The following is a 15150-nucleotide window of genomic DNA, read 5'->3' on the forward strand; positions in this document are numbered from 1 at the left end:
TAAGCTGACCATGGGCACGGCCGGGCACCGGATGACGGTGCCCGGCCGAAGCCACCGTCCCTCGGCTCACCTCCCTTAGGCAGGCTTTCTCATGGCACGTATCTACGACAACGTCACGCAGCTGGTCGGACGCACTCCCCTGGTGCGCCTTAACCACCTGGCCGAGGGCCTGCCCGCCCAGGTTGCGGTGAAGCTTGAGTTCTACAACCCGACGAACAGCGTCAAGGACCGGATCGGCGTCGCAATCGTCGACGCAGCAGAGAAGTCGGGCGCGCTGCGTCCGGGCGGAACAATCGTCGAGGGCACCTCGGGCAACACGGGGATCGCGCTCGCGATGGTCGGAGCGGCCCGCGGGTACAAGGTCATCCTGACCATGCCCGAGACCATGTCCACCGAGCGGCGCGTGATGCTCCGCGCCTACGGGGCCGAGATCATCCTCACCCCCGGTTCCGAAGGAATGCGCGGGGCGGTCGAACGCGCGAAGGAAATCGTCGCGACAACCGAGAACGCAATCTGGGCGCAGCAGTTCGCGAACGCCGCAAACCCCGAGATCCACCGGACCACCACCGCCGAAGAGGTGTGGGAAGACACCGACGGCGAGGTTGACATCTTCGTCGCCGGAGTGGGCACCGGTGGAACCGTGACTGGCGTCGGCCAGATGTTCAAGGAGCGCAAGCCCGGGGTGCAGATTGTCGCCGTCGAACCGGCCGACTCGCCGATCCTCAACGGCGGCTCTCCCGGCCCGCACAAGATCCAGGGCCTCGGGGCGAACTTCGTTCCGGATATCCTCGACACCTCCATCTACGACGAAGTCATTGACGCCTCCGTCGAGGACTCGGTGCGCGTCGCGCGTGCCCTCGGGACGAAGGAGGGAATCCTCGGCGGAATCTCCTCCGGCGCGATCGTCTGGGCGGCACTCGAGCTCGCCAAGCGGCCGGAAAACGCGGGCAAGCTCATTGTCGCCATTGTCTGCGACTTCGGTGAGCGCTACATCTCCACGGTACTGTTCGACGATATCCGCGGCTGACCAGCCCGGCCGACCGACCACCAGCGAACAGGATGCATCGGTGAGCTTTTTCAGCAGACTCCGCGAGGATCTTCAGACCGCGCGCGACCACGATCCCGCCGCACGCGGCCCGGTGGAGAACGCGATCGTTTACTCGGGGCTCCACGCCATCTGGACGCACCGGCTTACCCACCGCATGTGGTCGCGTCCCGGACTGCGGTTTCCGGCCCGGGTCCTTGCCCAGCTGGCCCGCTCTGCCACGGGCATCGAAATCCATCCGGCCGCCACGATCGGCCGGCGGTTCTTCATCGACCACGGCATGGGCGTCGTCATCGGCGGCACCGCAGAGATCGGCGACGACGTCATGATGTACCAGGGCGTCACCCTCGGTGGGCGCTCCCTTGAGAAGGTCAAGCGCCACCCGACGATCGGCGACCGGGTCACCATCGGCGCCGGCGCCAAGGTGCTCGGCCCGATCACGATCGGGACCGGAAGCGCCGTCGGTGCCAACGCCGTCGTCGTCAAGGACGCCCCGCCGGATTCGATCATCACCGGCATACCGGCAACGCACCGCCACCGCGACTCGACCCGGGAGAACCTCCCTGCCGTCGACCCTGCCGAATACGTGGACCCCGCGATCTACATCTAGCGCCGGCGGATCCCGCTCCGCTCCCTCATGACACGCGAAGGCGGTAACGCGAAAGGCCCCGGGCAACCGGGGCCTTTCGCCGTTTCATGGACGTGCCGCTGGGGATGCGGCACGCCTTCGGTTAGTGGGTGTCGACCGCTTCGACCTCGGACCGGTCCTCGCCCCACAGGGTGTGGAAGGTGCCCTCGGCGTCGACCCTGCTGTAGGTGTGGGCGCCGAAGAGGTCGCGGAGGCCCTGGGTGAGGGCCGCGGGGAGGCGCTTGCGGCGCAGTCCGTCGTAGTAGGCAAGGGATGCGGAGAAGACGGGCACCGGAATCCCAAGCTGGACTGCTGTCGCGATGACCCGGCGCCAGGCCGGGACTGCCTCGGCGATCGCCGCGGTGAACGCCGGAGCCAGCAGCAGGTTCACCGGGTGGTCACCGCCCTTGTAGGCCTTCATGATGTCGTCAAGCAGTTCGGCGCGGATGATGCACCCGGCACGCCACAGTGCGGCGATCTCATCGAGCTTGAGCTCCCAGCCGTACTCCTTCGCGGCAGCGGCCAGCATATCCATGCCCTGCGCGTAGCTGACGAGCTTCGAGGCGTAGAGGGCAAGGCGCACGTCTTCGACGAACGATTCCGGAAGCTCGACCTCCGCCTCCCTGCCCTGCAGTGCCTCCTGGGCCTGAAGGCGCTGTTCCTTCTGGGAGGACAGCCCGCGCGCGAACACCGATTCGGCGATGCCCGACGTCGGGCTGCCGAGTTCAAGTGCGGAAACGACGGTCCAGCGGCCGGTTCCCTTCTGGCCTGCGGCATCGACGAGGATGTCAACGAAGGGCTTTCCGGTGCGCACATCGGTGTGCCCGAGCACCTCGGCCGTGATCTCGATCAGGAATGAGGAAAGCGTTCCCTTGTTCCACTCCTTGAAGATCTCCGCCTGCTCGGCCGGTTCGATGCCGGCTGCCGAGCGGAGGACGTCGTAGGCCTCGCCGATGACCTGCATATCGGCGTACTCGATGCCGTTGTGGACCATCTTGACGAAGTGGCCGGCGCCGTCGGTGCCGATCCAGGAGCAGCAGGCCTCGCCCTTGTACTTCGCGGAGATCTTCTCGAGCATCGGTCCGAGCGAGTCATAGGATTTGCGGGATCCGCCGGGCATGATGGAGGGCCCGAGCAGCGCCCCCTCCTCACCGCCGGAGACTCCGACACCGACGAAGTGGAGGTTCTTTTCGGCAAGGGAAGCTTCGCGCCGCCGGGTGTCTTCGTAGTGCGAGTTGCCGGCGTCGATGATGATGTCTTCAGGCTCGAGCAGCGGCACCAGCTGCTCGATCACCGCGTCAACGGGCTTGCCGGCCTTGACCATGATCAGGACCCGGCGCGGCTTTTCGAGCGAATCCACGAGCTCCTGGAGGGATTCGGTGCGGATGAAGTTCCCTTCATGGCCGTGCTTCTCAAGCAGGGCGTCGGTCTTTTCGACCGATCGGTTATGCAGGGCCACCGTGTACCCGTTGCGGGCAAGGTTGCGAGCAAGGCTTGCGCCCATGACAGCCAGTCCGGTCACACCAATTTGTGCACTCAATGATCTCTCCGATGAGTCGGGGCGCCTCATACGCGCCTGTGCTGGATGTGCGCCTCAACGCGCCCATCCCGTAAAACTCAGCCTATTACCGACCGTCAGCCTGAAGCCATAACGCGCACTGTGCGCTCAGTAACATTCCAGCGGGAAGCCGACCAGCACACCCTGGACCGCCCTCACCCGCCCCTGCGCCGTCCATGAAACAATGGAGGCAATGTCTGATGTAACGCTCTCCCCCGCCCCCGCCTCTTCCCGTCCCCAGGTTCGCCCGGAGGTGGAAGGTGCAACGCCTATTGTCGCAACCGACGGCCGCCCGCTCCTTCAGTTCAAGTCCTCCCGGGTCAAGCAGCCGCCGGTACACCTGGCGGACCTGACCCTTGCTGAGCGGCAGGAGCGGCTGAAGGAACTGGGACACCCGGCCTTCCGGGCGAAACAGCTCTCGACCCATTACTTCAGCCACTACACCACCGACCCCGCGCTGATGAGCGACCTGCCCAAGGACGGACGCGAGGAACTGGTCAAGGCCGTGTTCCCGCCGCTGCTCACCGAGGTGAAGCGGTTGACCACCGACAACGGCGACACGATCAAGTTCCTCTGGCGGCTTTTCGACGGCGCCCTGGTCGAGTCGGTCCTCATGCGCTATCCGGGCCGGGTGACCCTTTGCGTTTCCTCCCAGGCCGGCTGCGGCATGAACTGCCCGTTCTGCGCCACGGGGCAGGCCGGGCTCACCCGGAACATGTCCACGGCGGAGATCGTCGACCAGGTTGTCGCCGCCAACCGCGCCCTCGCCGAGGGTGCCCTCGGTGGCAAGCGCACCGACGGCGGCCACGACGCCGACCGCGTCACCAACATCGTGTTCATGGGCATGGGTGAACCGCTGGCCAACTACAAGCGCGTGATGGCCGCCGTCCACCGCTTCGTCGACGACTCCCCCGAGGGCCTGGGCATGTCTGCGCGCCACATCACCGTCTCGACAGTGGGCCTGGTGCCGGCCATCAATAAGCTTGCCGCGGAGGAAGTCCCCGTGACGTTCGCCCTCTCCCTGCATGCGCCCGACGACGAGCTGCGCGACGAGCTCATTCCGGTGAACACGAAGTGGAAGGTGGATGAGGCCCTCGACGCCGCGTACAACTACTACGCCACCACCGGCCGGCGGGTCAGCATCGAGTACGCCCTGATCAAGGACATGAACGACCACGCCTGGCGTGCCGACCTCCTGGCGAAGAAGCTCAACAAGCGCGGCCGCGGCTGGGTCCACGTCAATCCGATTCCGCTGAACCCGACCCCCGGCTCCATCTGGACGGCCTCGGAGAAGGACGTCACCGCCGAATTCATCAACCGGCTCCGGGCCGCCGGTATCCCCACGACGCTGCGCGATACCCGCGGCGAGGAGATCGACGGCGCCTGCGGGCAGCTCGCCGCGGCCGACTAACTCACCGCGGAGCGCCCAGCGCACCCGATAACGACGGACGCACCGGATTCTTCCGGTGCGTCCGTCGTTTAAGGGTGCGCTCGCCCGTTTAAGGGTGCGTTCACCGCGAGGTGGTGCGCCGGCTGAAAGCAAAAACCCCGCCGCTCCAAGGCCTTGGCCTGGAGCGGCGGGGTTTTGCGGTGGTGGGTCCTACCGGGATCGAACCGATGACATCCACGGTGTAAACGTGGCGCTCTACCAGCTGAGCTAAAGACCCGAAGAGAGTTTCAGCGCCGCCCGGGATTTCCCCGAAACACGCCTCATTCCGAAGGAAGACTCTACCCGATCAACGGCCGACGGCGCCAATCGGCTAGGCCTCGAGGTCGGGAAGCTTCTCGGCGAGATAGGTCAGCGCCTCGGAAACGCCGGCGTCAACTAGCAGCGTGGCGAGGTCATCGCCCCGCGTCTTGCCCCGGTTGATGATCACCACCGGTTTGCCCGTCTTCACCGCGTGGCGGACGAACCTGAGCCCGCTCATCACGGTCAGGGAGGAGCCGGCGACGAGCAGCGCGTCGGCGTCGTCGACGATCTGGTACGCGGTCGCGACCCGGGGCTTGGGAACGTTCTCGCCGAAGTACACGAAGTCCGGCTTGAGCATCCCGCCGCAGACCGGGCAGGGAGCGACGACGAAGTCTTCGGTCTCGGTGATGTCCGCGTCGGCGTCAGGGGCGATATCACCGGCATCGGAGACCCGCTCGAGGTAGCCCGGGTTGAGCTCTTCGAGAAGTTCAGCGATGCGCGCTCTCGGGAAGGATGAGCCGCAGGAGAGGCAGATCACTGTGTCGTAGGTGCCGTGGAGGTCGACCACGGCCGTGCTGCCTGCGGTCGAGTGGAGACGGTCGACGTTCTGCGTGATGAGCCCGACCATCAGTCCGCGCTGTTCCAGCTTCACGAGCGCCGCGTGGCCCGCGTTGGGGTCCGCGTGGCGCAGGTGCCGCCATCCGACGTGGTTGCGCGCCCAGTAGCGCCGGCGGAGGACTTCGTCGCCGACGAACTGCTGGTAGGTCATCGGGTTTCGCGGCACCGCCGTCGGCCCGCGGTAGTCGGGGATGCCGGAATCTGTGCTCAGGCCCGCGCCGGTGAGCACTGCGAGCCGGCGGCCGGACAGCAGTTCAACCACTTCATCGAGCCGCTCCCGTATCCGGGGCTCGAGCGGTGCCGGCACTGCCGGTCCCGATGTCCTGAACCCGGTGAGGCCGAAGCCGGGATTCGCCTCGGGCCCGGGTGTTTCCGGCGCCCCGCTCATGCGGCACCGTCCAACCGGGCGAGGGCGTCGGTGTAGTCCGATACCTTCCGCGGTTCACCCGGCGCCGAGCCGAATACCGAGGAGACGATACCGTTCTCGTCGATCGCGAAGCTGTATCGCTCCGCATGGCCGGACTCAGCGTTGAACACGCCATAGGCCCGTGCCGCTGCGCCGTGCGGCCAGAAGTCGGAGCAGAGATCGAAGCTGAGGCCCTCGGCCTCCGCGTAAGCGCGCAGCGTGTACTTCGAGTCGGTTGAGACGGCGACAAGCCGGACCCCTGGTAGGGCCGCCGGGCGGACCTTTGCCTGAAGGTCGGCAAGTTCCGCCGTGCAGATCCGCGAGAAGGCGAAGGGGATAAAGACGAGCAGCACTCGCTCCCCGCGGCGCCCGGACAATTCCACGGGTTCGCCGTGCTGGTTCAGCAGCTCGACTTCGGGAGCACGCTCACCCCGGGAAGGGAGCCGCGGCACGTTACTGTTTCCGCCCTCGCACCAGCCGGGTGGCCGCCCATTCCTTTGAGACACCGGCAGACGACGTCGAGTACAGGCCCGCGGTGGGTGCGGCCTCCTGGATCTCGGACGGCGCTACGTAGCCTTCGCGGCCGGGCTTCGGGGTCAGGACCCAGACGACGCCGCCGACGTCGAGGGCGGTGAGCGAGTCAACAAGAGCGTCGACCAGGTCGCCGTCGCCACTGCGCCACCACAGGATCACCCCGTCGACGACCTCCTGATCATCTTCAGTGAGCAGTTCCGAGGCGATATCCGCTTCGAGGTCGTCGCGGAAGTCGAAGTCGACATCCTCGTCGTATCCGAGCTCCTGAACAAGGTCGCCGGACTTGAAACCCAACTTGCCCGCCACGGTTACTGCAGTGGCGGCTTCGGCCTCGCTCACTTAGTTCCTCCTGAGAAACACGGGAACCGCCCAGATGGCGGTTCCACAAAAAGGTAGTCATGCATTACTACCAGCCAACACCTTTATACGCCACGCATCAAGCCAGCACGACCAATTGGGGAACCCATGGGATTCGAAGGCGCAGGCAACCCTACTCAGCAGTCACATCCATCCCACTCACCGGGGGCGGCGAACTCCCGGCTACGCATCATTGCCGTACCGGAGATAGAGTGATTCGGTGAACGGCCTCGGTTCAACAGCCCCCGGCCGGACCTGCACAATCTTTCGGGCAATCGATCCGAAGCACAAAGTCATAAGCGTCGCAGACATAATCGGCGACAAGTGGAGAGGTTTTCGCGTGGCTGCAGAACAAGGTACGGCAGATATTCTCAGCGGTCTGACCGTGGGCAAGCCGGATGCGGATCCTGAGGAGACGGCAGAGTGGGTCGAGTCCCTCGACCAGCTGATCCGGACCCAGGGAACGGAGCGCGCGCAGTACATCATGCGTTCGCTGCTTCAGCGGGCGGGTGCCCAGAGCGTTGGTGTTCCGATGGTGACCACCACGGACTACGTCAACACCATCCCGGCGGACCAGGAACCCGAGTTCCCCGGCGACGAGGAGGTCGAGCGCAAGTACCGGGCGTGGCTGCGGTGGAATGCCGCGGTCATGGTGCACCGATCCCAGCGCCCTGAGGTCGGAGTCGGCGGGCACATCTCGACGTATGCCGGCGCCGCAACACTCTACGAAGTAGGGTTCAACCACTTCTTCCGCGGCAAGGACCACCCCGGCGGCGGCGACCAGGTGTTCTTCCAGGGCCACGCCTCCCCCGGCATGTACGCCCGCGCCTTCCTTGAAGGCAGGCTCACCGAGGAGGACCTCGACGGGTTCCGCCAGGAGAAGTCGAAGGAAGGGCACGCACTGTCCTCCTACCCCCACCCGCGCCTCATGCCGGACTTCTGGGAGTTCCCCACCGTGTCGATGGGCATCGGCCCGATGAACGCCATCTACCAGGCGCAGTCCAACCGGTACCTGCACAACCGCGGGATCAAGGACACCTCGGACCAGCAGGTCTGGGCATTCCTCGGCGACGGCGAAATGGACGAGCCCGAATCGCGCGGCCTCCTGCAGCTCGCCGCTAATGAAAACCTTGACAACCTGAACTTCGTCATCAACTGCAACCTGCAGCGCCTCGACGGTCCCGTCCGCGGCAACGGCAAGATCATGCAGGAGCTCGAAGCGTTCTTCCGCGGCGCCGGATGGAACGTCATCAAGGTCGTCTGGGGCCGCGAGTGGGACTCCCTGCTCCAGAAGGACACCGACGGTGCGCTCGTCGAGATCATGAACAGCACCCCCGACGGCGACTACCAGACCTACAAGGCCGAGTCGGGCGGATTCGTCCGGGAGCACTTCTTCGGCAAGTCCCCTGCGACGAAGGACATGGTCGCCGACCTGAGCGACGACGAAATCTGGAAGCTGAAGCGCGGCGGCCACGACTACCGCAAGGTGTACGCCGCCTACAAGGCCGCAACCGAGTTCAAGGGCAAGCCGACCGTCATCCTCGCGAAGACCGTCAAGGGCTACGGCCTGGGCCCGCACTTCGAGGGCCGCAACGCGACCCACCAGATGAAGAAACTCACCCTCGAGGACCTCAAGAAGTTCCGCGACCACCTGCGCATCCCCATCTCCGATGAGCAGATCGACAACGACCTCTACAACCCGCCGTACTACCACCCGGGCCCCGACGCACCGGAGATCAAGTACCTGCTTGAGCGCCGCAGGGAGCTCGGCGGTTTCGTGCCGGAGCGCCGGACCAAGCACGCGGAGGTCGCGCTGCCGCCGGAGAAGGCCTACGAGGTTGCCAAGCGCGGCTCGGGCAAGCAGCAGGCCGCCACCACCATGGCGTTCGTGCGCGTGCTCAAGGACCTTATGCGCGACAAGGAGTTCGGCAACCGCATCGTGCCCATCATCCCCGATGAGGCACGGACCTTCGGCATGGACTCGTTCTTCCCGACGGCGAAGATCTACAACCCAAAGGGCCAGAACTACCTGTCGGTCGACCGCGACCTTGTGCTGGCCTACAAGGAGTCGATCCAGGGCCAGATCCTCCACGCGGGCATCAACGAGGCCGGTTCCGTTGCGGCCTTCACCGCCGCCGGCACCGCCTACGCCACGCACGGCGAGCCGCTGATCCCGGTCTACGTGTTCTACTCGATGTTCGGTTTCCAGCGCACCGGCGACTCCATCTGGGCGGCCGCCGACCAGATGGCCCGCGGGTTCATCATCGGAGCCACCGCCGGAAGGACGACGCTGACGGGTGAGGGCCTGCAGCACGCCGACGGACACTCCCCGATCCTCGCCTCGACCAACCCGGCCGTTGTCACCTACGACCCGGCCTACGGGTACGAGATCGGCCACATTGTGCGCGACGGCCTCGAGCGCATGTACGGCAAGAACTCCGGGCCTGAGTCCTCACGGAACCTCATGTACTACCTCACCGTGTACAACGAGCCGATCGTGCAGCCGGCCGAACCCGAGGAACTCGACGTCAACGGACTGCTCAAGGGCATCTACCTGCTGGCCCCGGCCAAGGTCGACGGCCCCCGCACGCAGCTCCTCGCCTCGGGCGTCGCTGTGCCGTGGGCTCTCGAGGCGCAGCAGATCCTCGCCGAGGACTGGGGCGTTTCAGCGGACGTCTGGTCGGTGACCTCGTGGAACGAACTGCGCAGGGACGGCCTCGCAGCCGAGGAGGAGGCCTTCCTCAACCCCGGCGGTGAAGCGCGCAAGCCTTTCGTCACCCAGCAGCTCGAGGGCGCAACGGGCCCGATCGTTGCGGTCAGCGACTACATGAAGGCCGTGCCGGACCAGATCCGGCAGTTCCTGCCGAACGAGTTCGCCACCCTCGGCGCCGACGGCTTCGGCTTCTCGGACACCCGCGCCGCGGCACGCCGCTTCTTCAAGATCGACAGCCACTCCGTGGTGGTGCGGGCCTTGGAGATGCTTGCCCGCCGCGGTGAAGTCGACGCCGAGGCGCCGCGAGAAGCCATCGAAAAGTACTCGCTTCTCGATGTCAACGCCGGAACCACCGGAAACGCTGGCGGCGAAAGCTGATCAGCCACTGACCGGCGGCTGCAAAGCGCGCCGGGAACGACGGCGGGGAGTGGGCGGAAGCCCGCTCCCCGCCGTCGTTGTCCACCGGCTTCTTTTGTAGCCTTCGCACAAATGGAGCTTCACCAGGGAAAACCGTATGCTCAGTGCATGCCGCTCTCCCAAACGCCAGTGACCCCGTCCCGAAACGGCGGCGCAGCGGGCGGGTCCGCTGCGGCTCCCGATCCAGATACCGTCGAAAGGCTGCGCGGTAAAATCGGGGCCCTGTCGACCGCGACGTTGAAGCAGCTCGAGTCGGACCTCCCGTGGTACCGCAGTCTCCGTCCCGACGAGCGGTCTGCCCTGGGGATGGTCGCTCAGAAGGGAATTGCCTCCTTCGTCAACTGGTACCAGCGTCCGGTCTCCCCCGCCTGGGTGCTCAGCGATGTCTTCGGCACCGCCCCCACCGAACTCACGCGCTCGATCAGCCTCCAGAAGGCGCTCCAGCTCATCCGCGTCGTCGTTCAGGTCGTCGAGGACCAGGTCCCCTTCCTTGCGCCGGTCGCCGATCAGGCACCCCTGCGCGAGGCGGTCCTGCGCTACTCGCGCGAGGTGGCCTTCGCCGCTGCCGATGTCTACGCCCGGGCGGCTGAGACCCGCGGCTCGTGGGACACCCGCCTCGAGGCCCTCGTTGTCGACGCGATCCTGCGCGGCGAGAGCTCCGACGCCCTCCGGTCCCGGATTGCCGCCGTCGGCTGGAAGTCACAGGGCCGGATCACCGTTATGGTGGGCAGTTCCCCGCCGGAGCCCAACGCGGCATTCCTCAACGAACTGCGCCGCATCACCGGGCGGCTGGCTGAAGACACGCTCGTCGGCATCCAGGGCGACCGCCTGATCCTCGTACTCGGCGGGATCCACGACCGGGATGTTGCCTACGCGCGCCTCAGCGAACTGTTCGGGCCGGGGCCGGTTGTCTACGGGCCCGAAGCTGAATCCCTGGTGGCCGCGAGCAGTTCCGCGCAGGCGGCATTCGCCGGGCTGACCGCGGCAAAGGCCTGGCCCTCGGCCCCGCGCCCTGTTTCGGCGGAGGACCTCTGGCCGGAGCGGGTTGTGTCAGGCGACGACACCGCGCGCAAAGCGCTGGTGCGCCAGATCTACCGGCCCCTCGTCAACGCCTCAAACGGCCTCGAAGAGACCCTCTCGGCCTACCTCGCGCTCGGCCACTCACTCGAGGCCACGTCGCGCGAACTCTTCGTCCACGCCAACACAGTCCGGTACCGCCTGCGGAGGGTGTGCGACGTCACCGGATGGGATCCGCTGCTCCCCCGGGAGGCATACGTGCTGCAGACGGCGCTTGTCGTCGGACGGCTCTACCAGCCCGGGGCAACCCCTTCCGAACGCCAATCCCAACGCTAGCGCGGCCGGCCCACCTTGTAGACTTCCTACAAAACGGGCCAAAGAGCTTCGTTCGAGTAAACACCCGAGAAAGCACACCTCATTTGGAAAGGTGGAAACGTGCTCGCAATCGTCTGCCCCGGCCAGGGGTCCCAGTCACCAGGATTCCTCAGCCCGTGGCTCGAACTGCCGGGCGTCGCCGAGCACCTCGCAACCCTCAGTGACAGGGCCGGCGTCGACCTCGTCCGCCACGGCACGACCTCCGACGAAGAGACGATCAAGGACACCGCCGTCGCCCAGCCGCTGATCGTCGCGGCGGGGCTGGTGACCGCCCGCGTGCTGCTCGAGGGCCGTTCGATGACCGCCGGTACCGTTGTGGCCGGCCACTCGGTCGGTGAGCTCACCGCAACCGCGATCGCCGGCGCGTTGTCCGAAGCCGACGCGATCGCTTTCGTCCGCGCCCGCGCAACCGCGATGGCCACTGCCGCCGCGGCCGTCCCGACGGGCATGAGCGCCGTCCTCGGCGGCGATCCAGCCGACGTCGAGCGGACCCTCGCCGGGTTCGGCCTGACCGCCGCGAACGCCAACGGAGGCGGGCAGGTGGTGGCCGCCGGCACCCTCGAACAGCTTGCAGCACTGGCAGCCCATCCTCCGGCCAAGGCCCGGGTCATCCCCCTGAAGGTGGCGGGAGCGTTCCACACGGCACACATGGAGCCGGCGATGACGGCCCTTGAGGAACTGCGCCCATCCCTCTCCCCCGCGGATCCGGTGCCAACCCTCCTTTCGAACTACGACGGCCAGCCGGTAAGCACCGGTGAAAAGAACCTTGACAGCCTGATCGCCCAGGTGTCGCGTCCGGTTCGCTGGGACCTGTGCATGGCGTCAATGCTGGAAATGGGGGTCACCGGGCTGGTTGAACTGGCCCCGGCGGGCACGCTCACCGGCCTTGCCAAACGCGGAATGCGCGGTACCGCGGCATTGCCCGTAAAATCTCCGGAGGACCTAGAAGCGGCGCGCGCGTTCCTCGACGAACACTGGCGCACCTTGGATTCGGATTCATCCCTTATTGCAGAAGGAAATCAGTGAGCACTCCGGTGATACAGCAGGCTCCCCTGCGTGAACACACACGCATTCACGGCGTCGGCGCCTACCGTCCCGAGGTGATCGTCACAAACGACGACATCGTCCAGTGGATCGACTCCTCTGATGAGTGGATCCGCCAACGGACCGGCATCGTCACCCGGCACCGCGCCCCGCGCGAGGTCAGCGTCATCGACATGGCCGAAGCGGCCGCCCGCGACGCCCTGGCCAGCGCCGGAGTCGACCCGAAGCAGCTTGGCGCCGTCCTCGTTTCGACGGTGACCCACCCGTACGCCACCCCCTCGGCCGCCGCCCAGCTTGCGGACCGCCTCGGTGCGACCCCCGCTCCGGCATACGACATCTCCGCCGCGTGCGCCGGCTACTGCTACGGGATTGCGCAGGCCGATGCGCTGGTACACGCCGGAACCGCCGAGTACGTCCTCGTTGTCGGCGTCGAGAAACTGTCTGACTTCATCGACAACTCCGACCGCACCATCTCCTTCCTGCTCGGCGACGGCGCGGGAGCGGTTGTTGTCGGCCCTGCCGACGCACCGGGCATCGGCCCGTCGGTGTGGGGTTCGGACGGAAGCAAGCACGAGTCCATCCGGATGACGCGCTCGCTCATCGATGTGCGCGACTTCGCCCTCGGCACCGCCGCGGCCGACGACGACGGCGCCGGGGACTCAGCCGACGGGCGCTCCGACCTGTGGCCAACGATGCGCCAGGACGGGCCAACTGTCTTCCGGTGGGCGGTCTGGGAAATGGCGAAGGTGGCCCAGCAGGCACTGGACGCCGCCGGAATCACCGCCAATGACCTCGTTGCGTTCCTGCCCCATCAGGCGAACATCCGTATTATCGATGAGATGGTCAAACAACTGAAGCTGCCCGAGCATGTGAGTGTCGCCCGCGACATCGTCGATGCCGGCAATACTTCGGCGGCCTCAATCCCGTTGGCGATGCACCGCCTCCTCAAGGAAGAACCCTCCCTCAGCGGCGGCCTTGCCCTGCAGATCGGGTTCGGTGCGGGTCTCGTCTTCGGGGCGCAGGTTGTAGTACTTCCCTAGGTTTACACGCACAGACCGCAGAGCGCGGTTGACCAACCACGCCGGGGTTCGCCGGCATCAACAGAAAAGGAGCCACAATGGCTAGCAACGAAGAAATCCTGGCCGGTCTGGCAGAGATCGTCAACGAGGAGACAGGCCTCGCTCCTGAGTCCGTCGAGATGGACAAGTCCTTCACCGACGATCTGGACATCGACTCCATTTCCATGATGACCATCGTGGTCAACGCCGAGGAGAAGTTCGGCGTGCGCATCCCCGATGAAGAGGTCAAGAACCTGAAGACCGTAGGCGACGCCGTAACCTTCATCGCTGGCGCACAGGCCTAGTACCTGCTCCGCGGGAGCATCGGCGGCCGTGCCGGCAAACCAACCGGGGCGGCCGCCTTCTTTACACCCAGCACCCGTTTCGCACGGTGCTAACCAAACGCTTCGAAAAGAGTGACACCATGCCACGCAAAGTAGTCATCACCGGTCTCGGTGCAACAACGCCGATCGGCGGTGACGTTCCCACGATGTGGGCCAATGCCCTCAAGGGAGTCTCGGGTGCCCGGACCATCGAAGCCGACTGGGTGAAGCAGTACGAGCTCCCCGTCACCTTTGCCGCGCAGATCTCAACGCCCGCCACCGAAGTGCTCTCCCGGGTCGAAGCCAAGCGGATGGACCCCTCCACCCAGTTCGCCGTCGTCGCGGCACGGGAGGCCTGGCGTGATTCCGGCATCGAAGAGGTCGACAAGGACCGCCTCGCCGTCGCCTTCGCCACCGGCATCGGTGGTGTCTGGACCCTGCTCGACGCCTGGGACACGCTTCGGGACAAGGGCCCGCGCCGCGTGCTCCCCATGACCGTGCCCATGCTGATGCCCAACGGTCCGGCCGCTGCGGTGAGCCTTGACCTTGGGGCGCGCGCAGGCGCGCACACCCCGGTGTCGGCCTGCGCCTCGGGCACCGAGGCGCTCCACCAGGGGCTTGAGCTCATCCGCTCCGGCAAGGCCGACGTCGTGATGTGCGGTGGCGCCGAAGCGGCGATCCACCCCATGCCGATCGCCGCGTTTGCCTCGATGCAGGCCCTCTCACGGCGCAATGACGACCCCGAGCACGCCTCACGGCCCTACGACGTCAACCGTGACGGCTTCGTCATGGGTGAAGGCGCCGGTGCGTTGGTCATCGAAGCCGAGGAGCACGCCCTGGCCCGGGGTGCCCGCATCTACGGCGAGCTCGCCGGCACCTCGGTGACCGCCGACGCGTACCACATCACGGCACCCGACCCGGAGGGGCTTGGCGCCACACGCGCCCTGAAGGCGGCACTGTTCGACGCGCGGGCCCTGCCCTCCGACGTGGTTCACGTCAACGCGCACGCAACGTCGACGCCGGTCGGCGACAAGCCGGAGTACACCGCGCTCAAGGCGGCGATGGGCGACCACGTCGGCAACATCGCGGTCTCCGCCACGAAGTCCCAGACCGGGCACCTCCTTGGCGCTTCCGGTGCCGTCGAAGCGGTGATGACAGTGCTTTCCGTCTACGAGCGGAGCGCACCTGTGACGATCAACCTTGAGACCCAGGATCCCGAGATCCCCCTCGATGTCGTGACCTCCGAGCGGAAGCTGCCTTCGGGCGACATCGTGGCTCTGTCGAACTCGTTCGGTTTCGGCGGACACAACGCCGTTGTCGTCATCCGCAACGTCTAGGACCGGCAACAGGACACAGGGAACAGACAC

At 66.3% G+C, this 15150-nt stretch carries 13 protein-coding genes and 1 tRNA gene; 9 read left to right on the forward strand and 5 right to left on the reverse strand.

Annotated features, from left to right (window positions below; translation table 11 throughout):
- Positions 1-91: 91 nt before the first annotated feature.
- Both cysK and epsC read left to right on the forward strand, forming a co-directional pair.
- A complete protein-coding gene (gene cysK, locus AC4D2R_RS06360; RefSeq protein WP_490938578.1) occupies positions 92-1027 on the forward strand; it encodes a cysteine synthase A in 936 nt (311 codons plus the stop codon).
- A 40-nt stretch (positions 1028-1067) separates the two neighbouring features.
- Positions 1068-1655: a serine O-acetyltransferase EpsC gene (gene epsC, locus AC4D2R_RS06365; RefSeq protein ID WP_490938580.1), complete on the forward strand. Its 588-nt coding sequence runs from the start codon at positions 1068-1070 to the stop codon at positions 1653-1655.
- A gap of 121 nt (positions 1656-1776) precedes the next feature.
- On the opposite strand, the gene gnd is transcribed toward epsC, so the two are convergent.
- The gene (gene gnd, locus AC4D2R_RS06370) at positions 1777-3213 is read right to left on the reverse strand and encodes an NADP-dependent phosphogluconate dehydrogenase (protein WP_490938582.1); all 1437 of its coding nucleotides are present in this window, start codon (positions 3211-3213) and stop codon (positions 1777-1779) included.
- Between the two features lie 202 nt (positions 3214-3415).
- Between gnd and rlmN the strand changes: the two genes are divergently transcribed.
- Positions 3416-4642, forward strand: coding sequence for a dual-specificity RNA methyltransferase RlmN (rlmN, locus tag AC4D2R_RS06375; protein ID WP_490938584.1), 1227 nt, complete (start codon positions 3416-3418; stop codon positions 4640-4642).
- A gap of 180 nt (positions 4643-4822) precedes the next feature.
- Here rlmN and AC4D2R_RS06380 read toward each other — a convergent pair.
- The 4 genes from AC4D2R_RS06380 to AC4D2R_RS06395 form a co-directional block, all read right to left on the reverse strand.
- A tRNA-Val gene (locus AC4D2R_RS06380) sits at positions 4823-4898 on the reverse strand.
- 93 nt (positions 4899-4991) lie between these two features.
- Positions 4992-5927 carry an NAD-dependent protein deacetylase gene (locus tag AC4D2R_RS06385; RefSeq protein ID WP_490938586.1) on the reverse strand — a complete coding sequence of 312 codons (936 nt, stop codon included), beginning with the start codon at positions 5925-5927 and terminating at the stop codon, positions 4992-4994.
- Positions 5924-6397 (reverse strand): redoxin domain-containing protein, encoded by a 474-nt coding sequence (locus AC4D2R_RS06390; protein WP_490938588.1) that lies wholly within the window; start codon positions 6395-6397, stop codon positions 5924-5926. Before AC4D2R_RS06390 ends, AC4D2R_RS06385 begins: the two co-directional genes overlap by 4 nt.
- 1 nt (position 6398) lies before the next feature.
- A complete protein-coding gene (locus AC4D2R_RS06395; protein ID WP_490938590.1) occupies positions 6399-6818 on the reverse strand; it encodes a DUF3052 domain-containing protein in 420 nt (139 codons plus the stop codon).
- Between the two features lie 358 nt (positions 6819-7176).
- Here AC4D2R_RS06395 and aceE point away from each other — a divergent pair, with 358 nt between their 5' ends.
- The 6 genes from aceE to fabF all read left to right on the forward strand — a co-directional run bounded on the left by aceE (position 7177) and on the right by fabF (position 15120).
- On the forward strand, positions 7177-9927 hold the full coding sequence (aceE, locus tag AC4D2R_RS06400; protein ID WP_490938592.1) for a pyruvate dehydrogenase (acetyl-transferring), homodimeric type: 2751 nt from the start codon (positions 7177-7179) through the stop codon (positions 9925-9927).
- Between the two features lie 147 nt (positions 9928-10074).
- On the forward strand, positions 10075-11319 hold the full coding sequence (locus AC4D2R_RS06405) for a PucR family transcriptional regulator (RefSeq protein ID WP_490938594.1): 1245 nt from the start codon (positions 10075-10077) through the stop codon (positions 11317-11319).
- A gap of 99 nt (positions 11320-11418) precedes the next feature.
- On the forward strand, positions 11419-12384 hold the full coding sequence (locus tag AC4D2R_RS06410) for an ACP S-malonyltransferase (protein WP_490938596.1): 966 nt from the start codon (positions 11419-11421) through the stop codon (positions 12382-12384).
- Positions 12381-13442: a beta-ketoacyl-ACP synthase III gene (locus AC4D2R_RS06415; protein WP_490938598.1), complete on the forward strand. Its 1062-nt coding sequence runs from the start codon at positions 12381-12383 to the stop codon at positions 13440-13442. Before AC4D2R_RS06410 ends, AC4D2R_RS06415 begins: the two co-directional genes overlap by 4 nt.
- A 77-nt stretch (positions 13443-13519) precedes the next feature.
- Positions 13520-13765 carry an acyl carrier protein gene (locus tag AC4D2R_RS06420; RefSeq protein WP_133402200.1) on the forward strand — a complete coding sequence of 82 codons (246 nt, stop codon included), beginning with the start codon at positions 13520-13522 and terminating at the stop codon, positions 13763-13765.
- A gap of 119 nt (positions 13766-13884) precedes the next feature.
- On the forward strand, positions 13885-15120 hold the full coding sequence (fabF, locus tag AC4D2R_RS06425; RefSeq protein WP_490900004.1) for a beta-ketoacyl-ACP synthase II: 1236 nt from the start codon (positions 13885-13887) through the stop codon (positions 15118-15120).
- The last annotated feature ends 30 nt before the right edge of the window (positions 15121-15150 follow it).

It is taken from the genome of Arthrobacter sp. TJ-217 (assembly GCF_058269255.1).

Coding starts and splice junctions, on each gene's coding strand:
- cysK (WP_490938578.1), top strand. CDS start 92: ATGGCACGTATCTACGACAACGTCACGCAGCTGGTCGGACGCACTCCC.
- rlmN (WP_490938584.1), top strand. CDS start 3,416: ATGGAGGCAATGTCTGATGTAACGCTCTCCCCCGCCCCCGCCTCTTCC.
- AC4D2R_RS06385 (WP_490938586.1), bottom strand. CDS start 5,927: ATGAGCGGGGCGCCGGAAACACCCGGGCCCGAGGCGAATCCCGGCTTC.
- AC4D2R_RS06405 (WP_490938594.1), top strand. CDS start 10,075: ATGCCGCTCTCCCAAACGCCAGTGACCCCGTCCCGAAACGGCGGCGCA.
- AC4D2R_RS06420 (WP_133402200.1), top strand. CDS start 13,520: ATGGCTAGCAACGAAGAAATCCTGGCCGGTCTGGCAGAGATCGTCAAC.
- fabF (WP_490900004.1), top strand. CDS start 13,885: ATGCCACGCAAAGTAGTCATCACCGGTCTCGGTGCAACAACGCCGATC.